Genomic DNA, 19,480 nt, shown 5'->3' with positions numbered 1-19,480 from the left:
GAACGGCCGCTTTCCGAGAAATCTTCCGGGGATAGTGACTCTCCTCTTCAGCACGCTCACTCTCGCGTTTGCAAACTCTTCAATCCGCTCGATTGCAGCGGAGGGAAATACGGCTTTCACAACAAGGGAAATAAAGGCGTGGATGTTGTCGAAAGAGAACCTCCCGTATACTCCCAACATTCTCGCAAACGATATTAGAACTATTGTCGAAAACTACCGGCGTCGCGGATATCTTGCTGCAACGGTGCAGCCTCTTGTTGCTGCTGTTCCCGGCGACACATTGCGTGTAGACCTGCTTCTTGAAATAGACGAAGGGAAACGGACGATTCTCGGCAGCATAGCGCTGCAGGGCAATCAGCAGTTCTCTCCAGAAGAAATTCTCAGGCTGTTTGATCTGAAGGTCGGCGACCCTCTTGAGGAAACAATCCTCGAATCGGATCTTGATATTCTGCTGGGCCGCTATGAGCGCATCGGATTTCCGTTTGTACAATGTCATGTAGAGAACATCCGGCTGCATTCCGGAAACGAAACGGATACGCTCGACATTGAATTAAAGATCGACGAAGGGAGCAAGGTTGCAATCGATGAAATTCGCGTTGAAGGAAATACTGAGACCAACCCCTCTGTTGTTGTGCGCGAAACACGGATTGGCCCCGGCGAAGTCTACAATCGCGCCAAAGTCAATGCCATCAAAGCGAGGCTGAACAGACTGAGCATCTTCTCCGATGTCAGCGATCCTGAATTGTATGTCAGGAATAACACGAGCGGGCTTCTCATCAAAGTAAAGGAAGGAAGCACGAACACCTTCGACGGTGTTATCGGCTACATTCCCGGAAGCGGCATTGATCAATCCGGCTACGTGACAGGACTTGTGTCGGTTTCGATGCGGAATCTCTTCGGCACGGGGCGTAAGTTGAGCTTCAAGTGGGCGAGAGAGGACAGGTTTTCACAGGAATTGGGCGTGCGCTATCTTGAGCCATGGATACTCGGCCTTCCTGCCAACATCGGCGGCGGATTTCTTCAGCGTCAACAGGATACATCGTACGTACGGCGGGTTGTTGATCTGAAAGCAGAACTGATGATATCCGAAGAACTTTCCGTGGCGGGACTGTTCAATTCCGAAAAGGTCATTCCGTCGGCAGGCGACTCGTTGTTTGTGAGAGTATTCGAAAGCACGATCACGTCTGTCGGGGCAGAGCTTGTATATGATACGCGGGATGACGCCTTTAGTCCCGTTTCGGGAGCCCGCTATCGAACAGACTATCAATATGGAAGAAAAAGAATAAGCCGGATCCCGGCCATACTTCAAAACACAATTCCTGCACGGGTAACGGTGCAGCGATTCACGCTCGATATGGATTTCTTTCTCTCCACATTCAGTCGTCAGGTTCTTGCCGTCGGAATTCACGGGCGTGAATTACGGAGCGCACGGCCTGAAGAGGGGGAGATGTTCAGATTAGGAGGAAGCCGCTCGCTCCGCGGATTCAGAGAGAATCAATTTCTTGGTTCGAGACTCACCTGGTCGAATACGGAATACCGCTTTCTTCTGGCTCGACGTTCCTTCTTTTACGGATTTGTTGATGCCGGCTACTACTTTCGCCCGGAAGAAATCGACCGGCTTATCCCGAAAGCTGAAGGTTTCCGGTACGGGTACGGCATCGGCATTCAACTGGAAACGGGGATCGGTGTGCTTGCGGTGAGTTTTGCTATAGGCAGCGACAATCCGTCATTCGGAAACGGAAAGATTCATTTCGGATTGGTCAATGACTTCTGACAACCATTCAGCGCCCCCGGTTGATATGTTCCGGTTCGAACGGGAGTTATGGGGGAGAGGCATTCATCATATAGCGGGAATAGATGAAGCGGGTCGCGGACCGCTTGCCGGCCCCGTGGTTGCCGCCGCCGTCATCTTCGAGCGTGACAAACAGATTCCCGGTGTCAATGATTCGAAGCAGCTTTCCCATGAAGAGCGGGAAGAACTCTATCAACTCATCATTGCCCGAGCGCTGACGTTCGGCGTTGGCATTGTGCATCATGATGTTATTGATTCGATCAACATTCTGCAGGCAACATACAGGGCAATGCACGAGGCAACCCGCCAATTGTCGATTGTGCCCGACCATCTGCTGATTGACGGCAATCGCTTTGCAGAGAACGGGATTCCCTTCACGACAATTATTGATGGCGACGCGCTGAGTTTTTCAGTTGCCGCCGCGTCAATTGTTGCGAAGGTCACCCGCGATAGATTGATGGTCGAATTCGACACGCTCTATCCCGGCTACGGTTTTGCAAAACACAAAGGTTACGCTACGCCGGAACACCGCGAAGCAATCAAGCAACTCGGATTGTGCGAGATTCACAGGCGTTCGTTCACCGTCCGACCCCAACTGGAGTTCGAGTTCTCCGACTGATACAATGTCCAGACATTCCACAAAAGAATCCGGCGATGAGGGGGAGGAGATCGCAAAACGCGTTCTTGTGCACAAGGGGCTGACCATTGTCGAAACCAAGTACCGTTTCGGTAAATCGGGCGAGATCGATATTGTCGCAAGGGACGGTGAGGTGCTGGTGTTTTGTGAAGTAAAGATGCGCAAGACGGAAGAATACGGGGATCCGGAATTTGCCATCACCCCGAAAAAGCAGGCTCAGGTCCGGAAAATTGCCCACGCCTACTTGTATGAACACAATATCGATAATCAGGAGTGCCGCTTCGACGTTGTTGCGATAAAGAAGACCGGCGGCAAGCAGGAAATCAACTACATTCCAAACGCATTCTGACCTACACTACCTCAAGGGAGATTCTGCATGAACATTGCCATCGTGATGCTCGCATCGAGCGTGGCATTGGTATTGGCGTACAGATATTATAGCAGTTACATCAGCAGTGTTGTCGGAGTTGATTCGAAGCGCCCGACACCGGCAACAACGAGAAACGACGGCGTTGACTACGTTCCGACACGCCCGCTGGTATTATTCGGGCATCACTTTGCAGCAATAGCCGCCGCGGGCCCCATTGTCGGGCCGACTCTGGCCTTGTACTTCGGCTTTGTTCCGGCGTGGTTATGGATCATGATTGGCGTGGTGTTCATTGGCGCGGTACATGACTTCACGGCCTTGTTTGTCGCGGTTCGGGAAGGAGGGCGTTCCGTCGCGGAAGTCGCCCGCAAAACGCTCGGCAAGGCGGGGTTTACATTCTATATCGTTTTTGCAATTGTATTGTGTCTGCTGGTGATTGCAGCCTTTCTGCAACTCACAGCCGTTGCACTCACATCCCTCTTGCCGCCCGATGATGTGAGCCTGGGTGCAACGACCGGCGGCATCCATTTGCTCGAGCATGACGGCGTGATGAAAGTGCAAATCGGCGGTGTTGCATCGATGTCGGTGATTATCATGACGATTCTTGCTCCGTTCATCGGCTGGATGATTTACAGGAAGCGGGCGAGTCTCTGGCTGATAACGGCCGTTGCGCTTATTGTCTCGTTCGGATCCATCCTGTTTGGATACTACTATCCCGTTACGCTCAACCCGAACAGTTGGATTGTGATTATTACCTGCTATGTGTTCTTTGCTTCCTGGATTCCCGTGTGGATCATTTTGCAGCCGCGTGACTTCGTTAACGCGCAGATTCTCTATCTCGGGCTCGCCTCGATGGTGATCGGTGTTGTCGGGGCAGGAATTGGTGGGGCAGTCATCAATGTTCCGGCGTTCAATCTCGACGAGGCGTTCTCCGCTCCGAATCTTGGTCTCATCTGGCCTTTTCTCTTTATCACAATTGCGTGCGGCGCTGCCTCCGGTGCTCACGGACTTGTGTGCGGGGGAACCTCCTGCAAGCAACTCTCGAATGAAAAGCACGCCCGCCTCATCGGGTACGGGGGGATGTTGTTGGAGGGATTGCTTGCTTTGTGCGTGATTCTGCTGATTTCCGGCGGAATGGATTTCGAAAAATACAAGAGTCTTGTGTATCCCGCAGCCGGCGCCAGTAACGCGCCGCTTGCGTTCGCGCTGGGACTCGGAAGCGTGCTCGAAACAGGTGTCGGCTTGCCGAAAGTGTTCGGCACCATCTGGGGAATTCTTCTGCTCGAAGGCTTTCTGGTTACGACGATCGATACACTTGTTCGTCTTTCCCGCTACCTGCTTGAAGAATTCTGGGTGACAGTGTTGGAGAATCCGCCTTCATGGCTGAAAAGCCCGATCACCAACAGCCTTCTAATTGTTGCCGGATTTCTTGCGCTCACATTCACAAACGCGTACCTGAAAATCTGGCCGATCTTCGGCGCGGCAAATCAGCTTCTGGCCGCGCTGACGTTAATTGCCGTTACGGCATGGCTCGCTCAAAAAGCAAAGACATACTGGTTTACGGCAATCCCGGCGGCCTTCATGGTTGTGACGACGCTGACCTCGCTTATTATTCTGCTCGGCAGATACATCAGGCTTGAAAGCTGGACGTTGCTGGTGACGGACATCTTTCTTCTCGGGCTTGCAATCGGGGTCGTGACTCTGACATTCCGCTATTTCTACAATCTGCGCGCAAATCTGGCTGCACAAGTGGGAAAATAATTCCGCGGCAGCTCATCCGCCGTTTACTACAGTTAGAAAGGAGAGATGAATGGAATTCGATTTCATGGAGTGGGTCAACTTGGCCCTTCGCTGGATTCACATCTTTGCGGGCATCATGTGGGTCGGGGCAACGTTCTTCTTCACGTGGCTCGATGGGCGTTTCTCTGAAGGAGAACGTAAATCAGGCGGGGGCACGAATGTCTGGATGGTTCACAGCGGTGGATTTTATGTTGTTGAAAAGCTGAAATCGCCTCGTATCATTCCCGGACAACTACATTGGTTTCGATGGGAGGCGGCGATAACATGGGCGAGCGGCTTGCTTCTTCTCATCTACCTCTACTACTTCGGCGGCTTGATGGTGGATGAAACGATGGATCATTCGACTGCTGTGCTTTTCGGAGTTGTGCTGCTGATTCTCTCATGGCCTGTGTATGATTTCTTGTGGAAGTCACCGCTCGCGAAAGATGAACGACTCGGCACGGCCATTTCGCTTCTGTTGGTGGTCGGACTTGCGTATCTGCTCCATCAATTCATGGGACCGCGAGCGGCATACATTCATGTCGGTGCGGCACTCGGAGGACTCATGGCAGGAAATGTGTGGATGGTGATCATTCCGTCGCAGCGAACAATGGTTGCCGCATTGAGTCAAGGCAAAGAGCCGGATGAGAAGCTGGCGCAACGCTCAAAGAACCGCTCAAAACACAATACTTTCATGGCGGTTTCGATTGTGTTCTTGATGATCAGCCACCACTTTCCGACAATCACGTATGGCGCCACAAACAACTGGATTGTGCTGTCGATTATGGTGGCGGTAGGATGGGGAGTCGCGAAGATCATCCGCAGAGCTTAGGGTAACCGGACTCAGGAAGTTCAAATACTACAATCAGGATAACACACCATGGCGATACATATTTCGAAGCCTTCTGTTGTAGAAGCTGCCGGCAATAAGCCGAAGATCATCGAAGAGTATGTGGGCCGAGTCAACACAGAAACATCCGACGTCAGCGTTGCACGAATGCGCAGTCCCGGCGGCTGGGTTGAGCCCGGACAAACACCCGAGTTCGACGAATTTACCGTTGTATTAAGAGGGATGTTGCGCGTGAGAACACGTGATGGCGTTATCGACGTGGAAGCCGGACAGGCCATCATCACACAAAAAGCGGAATGGGTGCAGTACAGCACTCCGAAACCGGAAGGCGCGGAGTACGTTGCCGTGTGCCTGCCGGCGTTTTCGATGGATCTGGTACACAGAGACTAACGCGCCAAACACTTATTGTGCCGGTTGTTGAATTTTTTCAGCAAGAGACAGTACACGGCTTGCTCCCTTCTGCATGCGCCGACTGCATCGCCCGGCGGGAATGATGCGTGGGGACAATCGAAGTCGCAAAATTGCGGGAGGTTTTGAGTCTTCGGCCGTTTCTTTTTGGTTGATGATTTGGATGGCATGTGTGTACGGAATTTGTCAGTAAACTCGTCCGGAGTAACCGAGTAAAAGTACGCAGTTCTGACAAAAAAAGTGTCCCCGACATGCCGGAGGTGGACCCGTCATGCGGGGACATACGGAAATCGTGAGTTCCCCTGTTTTTATCCCCTTCCCACGCGATTTCCTTCTTTGACCACAATTTCCCGGCGACCGCTGGTGGAGCGATCGTCCGGGGATGTGACACCGCTGAAAGGAAAAAATGCGGTTCACATTAGTTCAATATCAATTTCTCGTCCCGGCAGCCACCTCGTTCTTGCCATTAAGTATCTGCCGGACTGTCCGCACAATCTCGTCGCCATGAAACGGTTTCTGCACCACTTTCTTCGCGCCGGCGCGCAACAGGTTTTCGCAAGTGTTTGGTTCAAGATATCCGCTTGAGAAAATAAACTTCAGGTCCGGTCTTGAACTCTTCATCTTCATGAAAATCTCCAATCCGTTTTGATATGGCAACCCGATATCGCTGAACACCAGATCAATCTCGTGTCCTCTTGCTCTGAAGATATCCATTGCCTCTTGACCGTCTTCCGCTGAAAAAACCCTGTAGCCAAATTCCTTCAGTGTGGAGGCGAGGAGTTCGCGCAGCATTCTTTCGTCCTCAACAATAAGAATGGTTTCGCTTCCGCGGAGATTGAGCATTGTTGCCGCCCCCTTGTGCCCGGCGTTGTTGTGAACATCGGCAGGGATGTACAGGGAGAAGGTAGCCCCTTTGCCCAAGTCGCTTTCAACCTGCACATATCCCCGCAATGTTCGTGTAATGCCGTGTACTACCGATAAGCCAAGGCCTGAGGCTTGATTTTTTGTTGTGAAAAACGGTTCGAACGCCCGCCGCGTTGTTTGCTCGTCCATTCCCTTGCCCGTATCGGCAACGCTCAAACAAATGTAGTTGTCGCATTGAGCTTCTGGAAAAAGAGCACGGACATTGTCGCCCGCCATCGCCTTTGTCCGTATTGTTATGATGCCGCTTCCCTGACCGTCAATGATTGCATCACGCGCATTGAGTGCAAGGTTCAGAAGAGCCTGATGCAAAACAGTGCGGTCGGCATCCGATTCCGGGAGTTCTTCCTGCAAATCCGTCACGACAGAGATTCCCGCGGGAAGAATTCCTGAGAACATCTCGATGAATTTCTTCACTTCATCATTAAGCTGAACCCGGAGAATGCCGTCGGCTGCTGTACCCGAGAATGCAAGCATTTGCCGGACAAGGAGTGAGCCGCGGCCGATGGCTGTGTTGATAGCGGCAAGGCGCTTTTTGATATCATCGTTCTGCGGGACTGACCTGTCCAGCAACGCTATGTGTCCTTGAATGATGCTGAGCAGATTGTCAAAATCCTGCGCAATGCCGCCGGCAAGAATGCCGATGTTTGCCAGCCGCCCGGATTGCCGGACGTGTTCCTCAGTGTTGTGGTCGGTAGTGTCGAACATGAATTAGGAGTTCGTTCAGTGAAAAATCGTTCCTAAACGGTTGCTGCAAAGCGTTCCGAAATTTCCGGAGCAAACCGGTTTGTTTTCAGGTCTTTGAGAAGACTTACCAGGTCGGTGAACTGCGTTGTCTTGTGAAAAAAATAGTCCGCCCCCATCTTCGTGCTCACCCTGCGGTATTGCTCATACGGATAGTTCGTCATGACAATAGCGATCGTGGAGGTGTCGATATCCCGCTTCACCATCCTCAAAACATCAAATCCTGTCCCGATACGCAACCGGATATCGAGCACGACGACATCGGGCTGCATTCGCTCCAAAGCCTCGATTGCCTCGATGGCAGAATTTGCCTTCCCGACCAACTCGACACCCTCGATTTTGTTGATTGCCTCGCTGAAACGGGCAACAAACAACGATGATTCATCCACGATGAATACTTTCAAACTCTCCCTCCCGACCCTGTATACGTTTCGACCATTTCTGCTCCGAATTGATTCACGCTCAAGATAAACATTCCTTTGATCCTCGAACATCAATGGGGCAATTGTATTCTGATAGGAGAATGGTCGGACGTCGTATAGGAGTTTGTCCTATAACGCGAAACGAAGTTGTGATATGGTAAAGAGGAGACGAGTGTGGTGAGTCTTCTATTCCGTCAACTTGTGCTCAATAACGTACTGCATAATGTCGGCGTTATTATGCAGATTCATTTTCTCAAGAATATGAGTCCGATGCGTGCTGATAGTCTTGACGCTGCGCTTGAGCAGTTCGGCGATCTCCCCGACCGTCTTGCCGCTTCCGATGAGTTTGAAGATCTCGAATTCGCGGTCCGATAGACGTTCATGCGGCGTTGCGGAGATCCCTGCATCAACAGCTTCGGCAAGTTTTTCGGCAACTGCCTCGTTGATATACTTTCCGCCGGAAGCGATCTTGCGGAGCGCATCGACCAGTTCTTTTGCAGCGCTGCTTTTTGTGAGATAACCTGCCGCGCCGGCTTTGATAACACGGACAGCAAACTGATCTTCCGGATACATGCTCAAAATCAGAACCGGCAATTTGGGATGCTTGACGCGAATCTCTTTCAATACATCGAGCCCGCTGCGGCCCGGCAGATTGATGTCTAACACCAGCACATCCCACGGATGCCCTGCAATCTGTGCGAGAATCTCCTCTGCATTCCTTGCTTCGCCGATGACGCCGACTTCAGGCGCTTCGCTAAGCATGTACTTGATTCCCTCACGAATCAACTGGTGATCATCTGCAATGAGAACATCCATAACTCTATGCCTTTCGTGTGGAGGTACGTCCAAATGGTGCAACCACGTGGACCGGAAAACGAAACTACAGAAGTTCTTTCATCTGATACCAGGAGTAGGCACGACGGATCGCGTCTTCGAATGGTGTGATGGTGTATCGCCATTCACGCATTACCTTCTCGCATGAAAACCAGTTGTATCTTCCGGCCCCCGAGACGAGATCCCGCGTTATGATCGGCTTGATGCCAATATACTTGCTCCCGCGCTCAATGATTATTGCTGTAAACCGGAGGGCGGGGATCGGGAGTTTTGCAACGGGAGAAAACCCGCCGACGATGCGAGCCGTTCGCCGGAAAACGTCCTTGTGTGTGAGATTTTCTCCGCCGAGAATGTACCGCTCGCCGCTGCGTCCGTACTCGGCGGCTGCAATGTGTCCATTGACAACATCGCCTACGTATACCACGTTCATTCCGCCATCAACATAGAAAAACACCTGCCATTTCTTGACACGCCGAAGGATGTCGCCGCCGTGAAAGTGAATGTCGCGCTCACCAACAACCACAGACGGATTGACAATGACGGCATGGAGACCCTGCTCGACTCCGTTCAGTATCTCTTGTTCAGATTTATGTTTCGAATACTTGTACCCCCACGTTCTTGGCCAGTTGTAGGGCGTTTCTTCCGTTGCCGGTTCGCCGTTCGGCAGGTAGCCGATGGCCGCAATCGAACTTGTGTGCACAAGCCTTTCAACTCCTGTCGCGAGACACGCCTGAACAACATTTCGGGTTCCGTTGACGTTAACGTCGCGCTGAACTCCCGCCTTTTCCTTTTCGAACGTCACAAGCGCAGCAGTATGGAAAACAGTATCGCATCCCTTCATTGCTCTCCTCAGTGACTCGATATTGCGTACATCCCCGATACAATGTTCAACATCAATACCGTCGATTGCCCTCATGTCGGAATGATCTCTTCGGAGAATTCTGACATGGCAGCCACGTTTCAACAATGCCTCGGCAAGATTTGACCCGATGAATCCTGTTCCTCCCGTCACCAGAACGTTCTTCATGACTTCCTTACGCGTTCGAGAAATACAAGCAGATGCCGATTGAATGCCTCACGATTCTCCATGTTGCTCATGTGAGCGGCATGTGGAATAATATGGAGTTCCGAACCCGCTATCTTTTCGTGCATCATTTGCGAGTGTGCCGGAGGTGTTGTCACGTCATGTTCGCCGACCAAAATGAGAGTCGGGATGGCGATGTTCGAAAGAGACGGCGTTGTGTCTGTCCGGGCGGCAAGCGCCAGCAACGTGCCCGCAATGCTGAGGGGCGGGGTTGCTGAAATGATCTTCTTGATGAGCGAGATGGCATCGGGATTCTTCTTGAAAGTTTCGGCGGCGAAAACATTTTTAACGAATGCATCCGCAAAAACCTCCGACCCGTGTTCACGAACGCCCTTCATGCTCTCGAATCGTTTCAGCTTACCTTCGTTTGTGTCGGCTTCGCTTTTGGTGTCGCAAAGAACAGCCGCGGTGAAGCGTTCGGGATTGCGTTCGAGCGCCCTGAGGGTGATGTAGCCTCCCATCGAAAGCCCGACGATGACAGTCTTCTCAATCTTCAGATAATCAAGCAACGCCAGGAGATCGTCGACGTGATGCTCGATGGTGAATTGCGCTTCGCCTACATAGCTTTTTCCATGGCCGCGAATGTCATACGCGACGGCCCGGAAGTTCTTCTTCAGAACATCAATCTGATTCGTCCACATTTCGTGACTGAAGGGAAATCCGTGCAGGAAAGTGATGGGCGGGGTTTCGGGTGATCCTTCATCAATATATTGAAACGGGACGCCGTTGAGGTATGCGAACATTGAAGCCTCCTGAAAGGGTATACTCAACGATATTGAAATCGCAGAAGAGGCGCAAGACGGTTGGATTCGTTTGCCCATCATGCCAGCGTTGCGTATATTTAGACATCTTCACACACAATCTCACCAAAGGAGACCAACAATGGAACAAGTTCTCACCTATCTCGACCAAAACAAAGAGCGCTACCTTGCCGAACTGAAAGAATTGCTCGCTATTCCCAGTGTCAGCACGAATCCTGACAACAAGGGGGACGTGCAGCGCTGTGCCCAATGGGTCGCCGACCATATGACAAGCATCGGGTTGCAGAACGTGCAAGTCATGCCGACACCCGGTCACCCTGTCGTATACGGCGACTGGCTGAACGCGCCCGGCGCGCCAACCGTTTTGCTATACGGCCATTATGACGTTCAACCGCCGGAGCCGCTTGAGTTGTGGACCTCGCCACCGTTTGAAGCGACAATTCGGGGCGAGAATCTCTATGCCCGCGGCTCGGCAGACGATAAAGGTCAGGTGTACATTCACCTCAAGAGCATTGAAGCCTATCTGAAAAACGTCGGCTCGTTGCCCGTGAATATCAAGTTATTGATTGAAGGAGAAGAAGAAATCGGAAGCGAGCATCTCGTGCCGTTTGTGACGGAACACAAGGAGATGTTGAAGGCCGACCTCGTACTCATCTCCGATTCTTCGATGTTTGCAAAAGGCGTCCCCTCCATATGTTATGCGTTGCGCGGACTTGCCTATATGCAGATCGATCTGGTCGGGCCGAACAAGGATTTGCATTCCGGTTCCTTCGGAGGAACGGTACACAACCCGATCCAAGCCCTCAGCGAAATCATCGCGCAGTTGCACGACAAGAATGGCAAGATTGCTATTCCGGGATTCTACAAGAATGTTCGACCGTTGAGCAAGAAAGAACGTGACGCGTTCAAAAAGCTGCCGTGGAGTGACAAGAGGTACTCAAAAGAACTCGGAGTTCAGAAGTTATATGGAGAGAAGGGATTCTCGACGCTCGAGCGAGTCTGGGCAAGGCCGACTCTCGAATGCAACGGAATCTGGGGCGGATTTACGGGCGAAGGCGCCAAAACAGTTCTCCCATCGAAGGCATCGGCGAAAATCTCCATGCGTCTCGTTCCCGACCAGAAGTCGGACAAGATTGCAAAGCTGTTTGAGAAACACATCAAGAAAATTTCCCCGAAGACAGTCAGCGTCACCGTCCGAAGTCTGCACGGCGGTGAGGCAGCGATTACGCCGATTGATTCTCCGGGCGTGATGGCGGCGGTCGCTGCTTTGGAAAAGGGATTCGGCAAGAAGCCGTTATACCAACGAGAAGGTGGTTCAATTCCGATTGTTGTGCAGTTCAAGGAGGTACTCGGACTCGACACCGTGCTGCTCGGCTTCGGCCTACCCGATGAAAATGCGCACGCGCCGGATGAGTTCATCAACCTTGACAACTTCTTTGGCGGAATGAGAACCAGCGCGCATTTCTTTGCCGAGTTGCCGAAGTTCATGGATGGAAAGAAGAAGTAGGATGTTGCTGCAATAAAACGAAAAGGCATCTTTCGGGATGCCTTTTTCTTGTACCGACGGCGGGATTCGAACCTGCGACCCCCAGATCCACAATCTGGTGCTCTAACCAACTGAGCTACGTCGGCGTTTTCATGTTTCTCCGCTGAAAATATACCGAATGTGAAGAGAAGAATCAATGCGGAAAACCCTTCGGGTTCTTATCTACTCGTACACCGGCGCAATGCCGTAGTTGCTTGCCGCCCATAGCGCAAGGATGGAAGTAATTCCGGCAATAGCGCGCTTCTCATCTTCGTTATGAATTACAAGTCCGTACGTGTCGGCGACAAAGTGCATGTTCTGTAAAACCTTGAACGCCGCCCGCTTGTTGATGTTGCCGTGCCAGTAATCAACCTGATCGAGAATCATCTGCTCGTGGCGGCGAAGAAACTCGCCCAGCGAGAATACGCGTTTGCTCAATGATGTTCGCGGCTTTGCAATCGTCATCAAGTCGGCAAGATATTGATCCCACAAATGCGACAGTGCCCGATTTTCCGGGCGGCGGAGATATCGTGCGAGTTCAATCGAGAATTTCGCTTTTGTCTGGACACGAAACCGCGGCACAACGGGATGCAGGTCGTAGATTTTTTCCCAATGCTTCTCATCATATTCATCCTGCTCGTGATACACCCAGCGGTTGCGGAGTTCCTGCCACGTCAGAATTGTGAGCACCGCTTGTTCCCGGCTGTCGAGCAGAATGAATTTTCCGCTTTCCGCTTTCACCACCGTCACCCAATGACTCCAGTCATAAATACAAATGAGAACGGGAATGCCGCGACGCAGATATCTCACCAATTCTGAACGTGCCCCTTCCGGTTCATGCCTTCTCACCATCTCCAAATCACAATCATAGAACCGTGCCGCCCGGCCGAGTTGGACTTCGTCCGTTCCGTTTGCCGACCGGCTTCCCGCGATGCGTGTGATTGTTCCTTCTTCGGCAAAAATTCCGAGTGTGATGAGGGCGTGCTTGAGTGCGAACGGGCCGCACTGCCAGAGGTTCGGTTGTTGTTCTATTCCCATTGATTCCGGTTGTATGAAAAACGCATTCAAAAGCTATTCAAACTTCCCCCCATTCGCAACGACTTCTGTTGCAATTCCTTCGGGGATTGCGGATATTTTTTGGGGGATGTTGGAGGATTCCAGTGAAAACCAAGAAAACCAGAGTTCTCGTCCTTTACAATCAGGTCGGGAAAGACGAATACGAAGAATTACGCAAGGTTGACCCCCAATCGCTCGGGTTCAAACCCGAGTATCCCATCCACGTATCTACCATCCAGGAAGAGTACAGCGCCATTGTTAAAGGCCTGCGGTCGGAGGGTTTTAGTGCGCGAGCAGTGAATGTGGAGGAAGACGTGCACAAGTTGGAACCACTTCTGCACAGAAACCCGCCTGATGTCGTGTTCAATTTGATTGAGTTCTTTCACGACACGCCGCGACTCGAAGGGTCGGTCGCAGGCTTGTTTGAAGTTCACCGCATTCCGTACACCGGCGCCCCGCCGTTTGCGCTCGAGTTGTGCCAGCGCAAGGGGTTGACAAAACAAGTACTTCTTGCCAACGGAGTTCCGACGCCGCGGTTTCGGCTTCTCTCACATCCATCCATTCCGAAACGTCACGGATTGCATTACCCTCTCATCGTCAAGCCCGCCCGGGAGGATGGCAGCAGCGGTATTGACAAAGAGTCTGTTGTGTATGATTACGCCGGATTGACAGCCCGTCTCGGGAAGGTCTTTGCGGGCTTTGCGCCGCCGATTATTGTGGAAGAATTCATTGAGGGACGTGAGTTTCATGTTTCGATACTGGGAAATGATCCGCCTGTTGTGCTGCCGCTTATCGAATTTGATTTCTCGGAATTTCTTCCCGATCATCCCAACATCATCAGCTACGCGGCAAAGTGGGACCCGCTGGACGAATCGTATCATCGCATGCATTCCATTTGTCCCGCGAAGCTTCCGAAGCGGGTTCAGAAAAGGATTGAAGAGATAGCCTTGCGTGCTTACAAACTGACCGGTTGCCGCGATTACGCCCGCCTCGACCTTCGCCTCGACAAGAAAAATCACGCACATATTCTTGAAGTGAATCCGAATCCTGATTTGACAGAAGGGGTTTCTTTTATGGAGTCTGCTGAGAAGGCGGGATTGTCATTCTCTACAACACTCCGGAAAATTGCGGAGTTTGCGTTGCAACGGAAACCGGTCAAGTAACCCTACTCAGCCGGCTCAATAGTGGCCGACATCGAACCTTTGCAGGCCGGCATCCGCCAATCAGCCCCGTACGATTCGATTTGCTGCTTTTTGTGTTCGGCTCGTTCCTTGTGTGTCGTATCCACAATAACACGCTTCCTCGCATCCACCTCACATGCCATCTCGTACGCAGTTGCCATACTGTGTCCGAACAGATCCATCAACATCTCAATCACATAGTCGTACGTATGATCATCGTCGTCGAGGAGAACGACGTGATAGCGCGGAATGAGTCGGGTAACGTCTTCCTCGTTTACCTCGACATCTTCCTTCGTGAGAACGTCTTCGTCAGCCATTCAGGTTTGTGATTTGAGTGAGATAAAGTAGCAAAATTGAGCAACATTTCGCAAGCCGGAGAGGAGGGACACAGCTCGCTGTCGACTTTCGGTATACTTGCTAGAATTGATTTAGAACCGCAATTCCGGTAGATTTAGTGGCGTGTTGATGCAAAAATCTTGTATCCCGCCTGAAATCCACTTAACGAGTTTCCCGATGTCCGAACAACAGATTGTAGAGCCAAGATTGCTTCGCGGCTTTCGCGACTATCTTCCGGCGCAAATGAATGCGCGAGTGAAGATGATTGCCGCCATCCGGAATGTGTACGAGCGCTACGGATTTCAGCCCCTCGATACGCCGGCGCAGGAGTATCGCGTCACGTTGACGGGCTATGGCGAGGAAAACACCAAGCAGATCTTCTCATTCCTGAATCCTGAAGAAGAAGACGTTGCCCTTCGCTTTGATCTCACCGTTCCTTTAGCACGAGTTGTTGCCCAATACCCTGATCTTGTTCTGCCGTTCCGCCGCTATCAGGTCGCGCCTGTGTGGCGTGCCGACAAGCCGGACCCGGGACGGTTCCGTGAGTTCATCCAATTCGATTTGGATGCTGTCGGCACATCGTCGCTCGCCGCCGATGCCGAAATCCTCTGTGCAATGCACGATACGTTGAAAGCGCTTGGTATCGACCGGTTCAAAGTCAGGTTCAGCGACCGGAAGGTGCTGGACAGTCTACTGGACTTTGCCGGAATTACGCACGACCTGGCGCACAGCGTCTTCCGCATTCTCGACAAGTTGGAGAAGATCGGGATTGACGGAGTCGCCGCTGAACTAACGAAGGGAAGAATCGATTCATCGGGGGACAAGATTCCGGGGTTGGGATTGAGCGGCAACCAAGTTGATCGTATTAAAGAATTCATCGTGGTTCCGAAAGGGAAAAGGAGAGAGGTTCTTGCTTCTCTCGAATCGTTGTTCAAAAATGTTGAGTCAGCGAAGGAGGCAGTCGAGGAACTGCGCTTCATTTGCGATTCGCTTGACGCTCTCGCCATTTCCGAAGATCATGTTCAGCTCGATCTCAGTATCGCCCGCGGACTTGACTATTACACGGGTCCCGTTTTTGAAGCGAGCTTGGATGATGCACCGGAGTTCGGCTCCGTATTCGGAGGGGGACGTTACGACGGATTGGTGGAGAGGTTTTTGGGAAGAAAGATTCCCGCAGTCGGCGCTTCGATTGGAGTCGATCGCCTTCTTGCTGCAATGGAAAAGCTCGGCCTGCTGCAGTTCGCTCCATCAACCGCAAAGGTCATTGTGACAGTGATGGAGCCGTCGCGCCTTACCGAGTACCAGAAGCTCACCCGGGAATTGCGCGAAGCAGGAATCAATACCGAAATGTATTTGGGTGAAGAGAAGTCGCTCGGAAAGCAATTACAGTACGCCAACCGCCAGCAAATTCCTCTGGCCGTCATCATCGGCAGCGACGAATTTGCGAAGGGGGAAGTAACAGTCAAGAATTTGAAACTCGGCGGAGAGTTGCAGGATAAGAAGAAAACAGCTCAAGGCAAGGAACGTGATGAATGGCTGAAACTGTCACGAACGGTTCAGGCTACTGTTCCCCTGGCCGAGACTGTACAACACATCAAAAACACACTCGAGACAATCTGACAATCATCAAAACGGCTCATCGGCAGTAATCTCATGGAAGCCGTCAACGAAAGGACGAAGCATGTCAATAGTATTAGATGGATCATCTCTCACAATCGAAAAACTGGTTCGCATTGCGCGTCATGGTGAAAAGGTCGAGCTTGCTCCTGCGGCGCTTGAACGAATCAAAATCTGCCGCGCAATGCTTGAAGACAAGCTGCGGGCTAAAGAAGTCATGTACGGCACGAACACCGGCATCGGTGAGTTTTCCGAAATTGTGCTGAACGACGCGCAAATACGCGACTTTCAGCGCTTTCTAATATACAATCACGCCGCCGGTATCGGCGAGCCTGCCCCGGTTGAACATATCCGGGCGGCAATGGCAAGCCGGATCAACGTTCATGCGCACGGAAATTCCGCGTGCCGACCGGAAATCACCATGACGTATGTCGAGATGTTGAACAAAGGTGTGACGCCTGTTGTATGCCAGAAGGGATCGGTGGGTGCATGCGGCGATCTTGCCCCGATGGCGCAAGCGGCTTTGCTGTTGATGGGAGAAGGCGAGGCGTTTTACAACGGCGAAAGGCTTCCCGGGCGCGTTGCAATGGAAAAGGCGGGAATCCCTGTTCCCGGACTTCAGGCTCGCGATGGTTTGGCGGCGATCAATGGTTCGAACTTGCTTACTGCAATGAGTGCAATTCACTTGTACGATATCAACCGCTGGCTGAAGCAAGCCGAGATTGCCGCCGCCATGACACTTGAGGCTCTGATCGCCAATCTGAAACCGTATGATACGAGATTGCATGAGTTGCGCGGTTTTCCCGGCGCTGTCCGGACTGCAAAGGCGATCATGAAATGCATTCAAGGAAGCGACCTTACGACGGGCAAAATGAAGACGAAAGTACAGGACGCGTATTCCATGCGCTCAACCCCGCAAGTGATCGGCGCCGCGCATGACGCGGTTGCATGGGCAACGAAGCAAGTCGAAACGGAACTGAACGGAGTGGCAGATAATCCCATTTTCATTCCCGATGCAAAGCTGACTCTCACCGGCGCAAACTTCCAGGGTTCTCCCGTTTCCCTGCCGATGGATATGATCGGAACCGCTGTGACTATGGTGTGTGTGCTGTCCGAGCGGAGGCTGAATCGACTAACAAATCCCGCCCTCAGCGTGGGCCTGCCCGCATTTCTCACGAAAGATCCGGGATTTTATTCAGGATTGATGTTGAGTCAGTACACTGCCGATACGCTCATTTCCGAGCAACGGATTCTCTCCGCACCCGCGTCTATTCTCTCGATTCCTGCAGCAGCAGATCAGGAGGATTTTGTTTCTATGGGGATGAACACGGCAATCAAGAACGGGCAGATTATCGAGAACGCATACGGCGTAGTCGGAATCGAATTCATGGCCGCTGCACAAGCGCTCGATTTCCGGCAATTCACTCCCGGTCTTGGTGTCAAGACAGCAAAGGATGTCATCCGCAAGCATGTGAAACGGCTCGATGAGGATCGTCCACTTTTCCCTGATCACAACGCGATGCAGGCACTCGTTAAATCGTGCGAGATTCTTGATGCCGTTGAAGGAACGGTCGGCAGTCTCGAGTAACGAACCGCAAGTTTTCTCAGCGGATCAGATACACAAGGAGAAACTCTCCAAAATTCAGTCTCTTGCAGACATTGCAAGGGAGCGCGGTCAATTGAACCGACAGGTAAAACGGATCGCAAGCGTTTTCAGCCGCAATTCGTATTTCAACTCTCTAAATAAAGAAACCCGTGAACTGGTGACAAATTGGCACCGGTTCGAGCGGCTCAAACATTCATCGACAACTCCGTATGTCTTTACGGAGCATGGGGTTGCCATGCTCGCTTCTGTACTGAATAGCCAGCGAGGACTTTTGCAGAGGGAGGAGATGCCATGATGAAGACAAGGATTCTTCTGTCTGTTGTCGCAATGATATTTACGTCTCAGAAATCGTATTCACAAACCGGAACGGAGGGACAGATGGAGCATCCGTCTGCAGAATCTCGAGCAACGCTTGAGATCGTCCAAGATTTCCATGCTGCATTCAATCGTCACGATGTCGATGGAGTAATGGCATTGATGACGGAGGATTGCGTGTTCGAGAATACAAATCCGCCCCCCGACGGGGCAATATATCGAGGCCAAAAGGATGTTCGTGGTGTCTGGGAGAAACTCTTTGCAGCGAACCCCGACGCGTTCTTTGAAGTCGAAGAGATATTTGCATCCGGCGATCGCTGTGTACTTCGGTGGATATACAGGAAGACGAAAGACGGGAAGGTGTGGCATCTTCGGGGAGTTGATATTTTCAAGGTGAGAGACGGCAAAGTTGCCGAAAAGCTCTCGTATGTAAAAGGGTAAGATGGTCAATGTTGTCATTTTTGATTCGGCATCGGGTGAATGGAGACATTTCTCCGAACCGAAAGAGATTGTTGTGGCGCATGACATACGCGAGATTGTTCCTTCGTTGACGCGTGTTGAACATCGCGTAAATAAAGAACAGCTATACGCTGCCGGATTTGTCAGTTACGAGGCATCTCCTGCATTTGATAGGGCGTTGCGCGTGCGGCGTTATGATCACTCCTTCCCGCTTATGTGGTTTGGATTGTTTGAGGAACCCGCCGTAATCCGGTTGCAGGAACCGGGCCCGTGCCCCCAACTCGAATGGAAGCCGACGATCTCCCGCCAATCGTACGACGATGCCATTGCGCGCATCAAGAATTATATAGCAACAGGCGATACGTATCAGGTGAACTTCAGCTTTCGGATGACGGCTTCATGTGATACGAGTCCGTACGAGCTGTTTCTTCAACTTACTCATACACAGCGTTCACGCAATGCGGCATTCATCGAAACTGATGACTTTGCAATCTGCTCGGCATCCCCGGAACTTTTTTTTTCTCTCGATGGCAAAAATATTCTCGCCCGGCCGATGAAGGGAACGGCCCCGCGGGGTCTGACCTTGAAGAACGACGTAGGCCAAGCAGAGTTCCTGCGGACATCCGAAAAGAACCGTGCCGAGAATGTGATGATCGTTGACATGATGCGCAACGATATTGGGCGCATAGCTCAGACCGGCAGTGTTCACGTGCCGTCGTTATTTGATGTCGAGCGGTATGCAACTGTGTTGCAGATGACGTCAACAGTCGCAGCAACGTCCGGGAA

20 protein-coding genes and 1 tRNA gene are annotated in these 19,480 nt (G+C 51.8%); 13 read left to right on the top strand and 8 right to left on the bottom strand.

Features of this window, described 5'->3' with window-relative positions:
- The first annotated feature begins 34 nt into the window (after positions 1–34).
- The 6 genes from KF749_15355 to KF749_15330 are packed head-to-tail and all read left to right on the top strand — an operon-like array spanning position 35 to position 5,815.
- Positions 35–1,774: a BamA/TamA family outer membrane protein gene (locus KF749_15355; protein ID MBX2992528.1), complete on the top strand. Its 1,740-nt coding sequence runs from the start codon at positions 35–37 to the stop codon at positions 1,772–1,774.
- The gene (locus KF749_15350) at positions 1,764–2,411 is read left to right on the top strand and encodes a ribonuclease HII (protein MBX2992527.1); all 648 of its coding nucleotides are present in this window, start codon (positions 1,764–1,766) and stop codon (positions 2,409–2,411) included. Before KF749_15355 ends, KF749_15350 begins: the two co-directional genes overlap by 11 nt.
- 4 nt (positions 2,412–2,415) lie before the next feature.
- On the top strand, positions 2,416–2,778 hold the full coding sequence (locus KF749_15345) for a YraN family protein (protein MBX2992526.1): 363 nt from the start codon (positions 2,416–2,418) through the stop codon (positions 2,776–2,778).
- A 27-nt stretch (positions 2,779–2,805) separates the two neighbouring features.
- Entirely contained in the window at positions 2,806–4,557 is a 1,752-nt protein-coding gene (locus tag KF749_15340) for a carbon starvation protein A (GenBank protein MBX2992525.1), read from the top strand.
- Positions 4,558–4,606: 49 nt separating this feature from the next.
- Positions 4,607–5,407, top strand: a complete 801-nt coding sequence (locus tag KF749_15335) for a urate hydroxylase PuuD (GenBank protein ID MBX2992524.1) — start codon at positions 4,607–4,609, stop codon at positions 5,405–5,407.
- A gap of 48 nt (positions 5,408–5,455) precedes the next feature.
- Positions 5,456–5,815 (top strand): cupin, encoded by a 360-nt coding sequence (locus KF749_15330; protein ID MBX2992523.1) that lies wholly within the window; start codon positions 5,456–5,458, stop codon positions 5,813–5,815.
- A 447-nt stretch (positions 5,816–6,262) separates the two neighbouring features.
- On the opposite strand, the gene KF749_15325 is transcribed toward KF749_15330, so the two are convergent.
- The 5 genes from KF749_15325 to KF749_15305 all read right to left on the bottom strand — a co-directional run bounded on the left by KF749_15325 (position 6,263) and on the right by KF749_15305 (position 10,581).
- The gene (locus KF749_15325) at positions 6,263–7,462 is read right to left on the bottom strand and encodes a response regulator (protein ID MBX2992522.1); all 1,200 of its coding nucleotides are present in this window, start codon (positions 7,460–7,462) and stop codon (positions 6,263–6,265) included.
- 32 nt (positions 7,463–7,494) lie between these two features.
- A complete protein-coding gene (locus KF749_15320; protein ID MBX2992521.1) occupies positions 7,495–7,902 on the bottom strand; it encodes a response regulator in 408 nt (135 codons plus the stop codon).
- A gap of 204 nt (positions 7,903–8,106) precedes the next feature.
- Entirely contained in the window at positions 8,107–8,736 is a 630-nt protein-coding gene (locus KF749_15315) for a response regulator transcription factor (GenBank protein MBX2992520.1), read from the bottom strand.
- A gap of 64 nt (positions 8,737–8,800) precedes the next feature.
- Entirely contained in the window at positions 8,801–9,781 is a 981-nt protein-coding gene (locus KF749_15310; protein ID MBX2992519.1) for an SDR family oxidoreductase, read from the bottom strand.
- Positions 9,778–10,581, bottom strand: coding sequence for an alpha/beta fold hydrolase (locus KF749_15305; GenBank protein MBX2992518.1), 804 nt, complete (start codon positions 10,579–10,581; stop codon positions 9,778–9,780). The genes KF749_15310 and KF749_15305 overlap by 4 nt, the downstream gene beginning before the upstream one ends.
- Before the next feature lie 139 nt (positions 10,582–10,720).
- On the opposite strand from KF749_15305, the gene KF749_15300 reads away from it, so the two are divergent.
- A complete protein-coding gene (locus tag KF749_15300) occupies positions 10,721–12,106 on the top strand; it encodes a dipeptidase (GenBank protein MBX2992517.1) in 1,386 nt (461 codons plus the stop codon).
- Positions 12,107–12,157: 51 nt separating this feature from the next.
- Here the strand turns inward: KF749_15300 and KF749_15295 are convergent.
- Both KF749_15295 and KF749_15290 read right to left on the bottom strand, forming a co-directional pair.
- Positions 12,158–12,231, bottom strand: a tRNA-His gene (locus tag KF749_15295).
- A gap of 76 nt (positions 12,232–12,307) precedes the next feature.
- The gene (locus KF749_15290) at positions 12,308–13,162 is read right to left on the bottom strand and encodes a hypothetical protein (protein ID MBX2992516.1); all 855 of its coding nucleotides are present in this window, start codon (positions 13,160–13,162) and stop codon (positions 12,308–12,310) included.
- Between the two features lie 122 nt (positions 13,163–13,284).
- Between KF749_15290 and KF749_15285 the strand changes: the two genes are divergently transcribed.
- The gene (locus KF749_15285) at positions 13,285–14,343 is read left to right on the top strand and encodes an ATP-grasp domain-containing protein (protein MBX2992515.1); all 1,059 of its coding nucleotides are present in this window, start codon (positions 13,285–13,287) and stop codon (positions 14,341–14,343) included.
- Between the two features lie 2 nt (positions 14,344–14,345).
- On the opposite strand, the gene KF749_15280 is transcribed toward KF749_15285, so the two are convergent.
- The gene (locus tag KF749_15280; protein ID MBX2992514.1) at positions 14,346–14,678 is read right to left on the bottom strand and encodes an ATP-dependent Clp protease adaptor ClpS; all 333 of its coding nucleotides are present in this window, start codon (positions 14,676–14,678) and stop codon (positions 14,346–14,348) included.
- 196 nt (positions 14,679–14,874) lie between these two features.
- On the opposite strand from KF749_15280, the gene hisS reads away from it, so the two are divergent.
- The 5 genes from hisS to KF749_15255 form a co-directional block, all read left to right on the top strand.
- Positions 14,875–16,317 (top strand): histidine--tRNA ligase, encoded by a 1,443-nt coding sequence (hisS, locus tag KF749_15275; protein MBX2992513.1) that lies wholly within the window; start codon positions 14,875–14,877, stop codon positions 16,315–16,317.
- Between the two features lie 61 nt (positions 16,318–16,378).
- On the top strand, positions 16,379–17,902 hold the full coding sequence (locus KF749_15270; GenBank protein MBX2992512.1) for an aromatic amino acid lyase: 1,524 nt from the start codon (positions 16,379–16,381) through the stop codon (positions 17,900–17,902).
- 91 nt (positions 17,903–17,993) lie between these two features.
- Complete coding sequence (locus KF749_15265; protein ID MBX2992511.1) at positions 17,994–18,215, top strand: ORF6N domain-containing protein; 222 nt, start codon at positions 17,994–17,996, stop codon at positions 18,213–18,215.
- An 83-nt stretch (positions 18,216–18,298) separates the two neighbouring features.
- Entirely contained in the window at positions 18,299–18,676 is a 378-nt protein-coding gene (locus KF749_15260; protein ID MBX2992510.1) for a nuclear transport factor 2 family protein, read from the top strand.
- Between the two features lies 1 nt (position 18,677).
- Positions 18,678–19,480: chorismate-binding protein (locus KF749_15255; GenBank protein ID MBX2992509.1), on the top strand; the 803-nt coding region annotated here is incomplete at its 3' end.

The organism is Bacteroidota bacterium (assembly GCA_019637975.1).
Classification (GTDB): domain Bacteria; phylum Bacteroidota; class Ignavibacteria; order UBA10030; family UBA6906; genus CAADGV01.
The sequence above is the reverse complement of the archived record's forward strand: the minus strand, read 5'-3'. Positions and strand labels throughout refer to the sequence as shown.

Excerpts from the sequence above, each read along its gene's own strand:
- KF749_15340 (MBX2992525.1), top strand. The coding sequence starts at position 2,806 with ATGAACATTGCCATCGTGATGCTCGCATCGAGCGTGGCATTGGTATTG.
- hisS (MBX2992513.1), top strand. The coding sequence starts at position 14,875 with ATGTCCGAACAACAGATTGTAGAGCCAAGATTGCTTCGCGGCTTTCGC.
- KF749_15350 (MBX2992527.1), top strand. The coding sequence starts at position 1,764 with ATGACTTCTGACAACCATTCAGCGCCCCCGGTTGATATGTTCCGGTTC.
- KF749_15315 (MBX2992520.1), bottom strand. The coding sequence starts at position 8,736 with ATGGATGTTCTCATTGCAGATGATCACCAGTTGATTCGTGAGGGAATC.
- KF749_15260 (MBX2992510.1), top strand. The coding sequence starts at position 18,299 with ATGGAGCATCCGTCTGCAGAATCTCGAGCAACGCTTGAGATCGTCCAA.
- KF749_15270 (MBX2992512.1), top strand. The coding sequence starts at position 16,379 with ATGTCAATAGTATTAGATGGATCATCTCTCACAATCGAAAAACTGGTT.
- KF749_15305 (MBX2992518.1), bottom strand. The coding sequence starts at position 10,581 with ATGTTCGCATACCTCAACGGCGTCCCGTTTCAATATATTGATGAAGGA.
- KF749_15290 (MBX2992516.1), bottom strand. The coding sequence starts at position 13,162 with ATGGGAATAGAACAACAACCGAACCTCTGGCAGTGCGGCCCGTTCGCA.
- KF749_15300 (MBX2992517.1), top strand. The coding sequence starts at position 10,721 with ATGGAACAAGTTCTCACCTATCTCGACCAAAACAAAGAGCGCTACCTT.
- KF749_15325 (MBX2992522.1), bottom strand. The coding sequence starts at position 7,462 with ATGTTCGACACTACCGACCACAACACTGAGGAACACGTCCGGCAATCC.
- KF749_15330 (MBX2992523.1), top strand. The coding sequence starts at position 5,456 with ATGGCGATACATATTTCGAAGCCTTCTGTTGTAGAAGCTGCCGGCAAT.
- KF749_15310 (MBX2992519.1), bottom strand. The coding sequence starts at position 9,781 with ATGAAGAACGTTCTGGTGACGGGAGGAACAGGATTCATCGGGTCAAAT.
- KF749_15280 (MBX2992514.1), bottom strand. The coding sequence starts at position 14,678 with ATGGCTGACGAAGACGTTCTCACGAAGGAAGATGTCGAGGTAAACGAG.
- KF749_15335 (MBX2992524.1), top strand. The coding sequence starts at position 4,607 with ATGGAATTCGATTTCATGGAGTGGGTCAACTTGGCCCTTCGCTGGATT.
- KF749_15345 (MBX2992526.1), top strand. The coding sequence starts at position 2,416 with ATGTCCAGACATTCCACAAAAGAATCCGGCGATGAGGGGGAGGAGATC.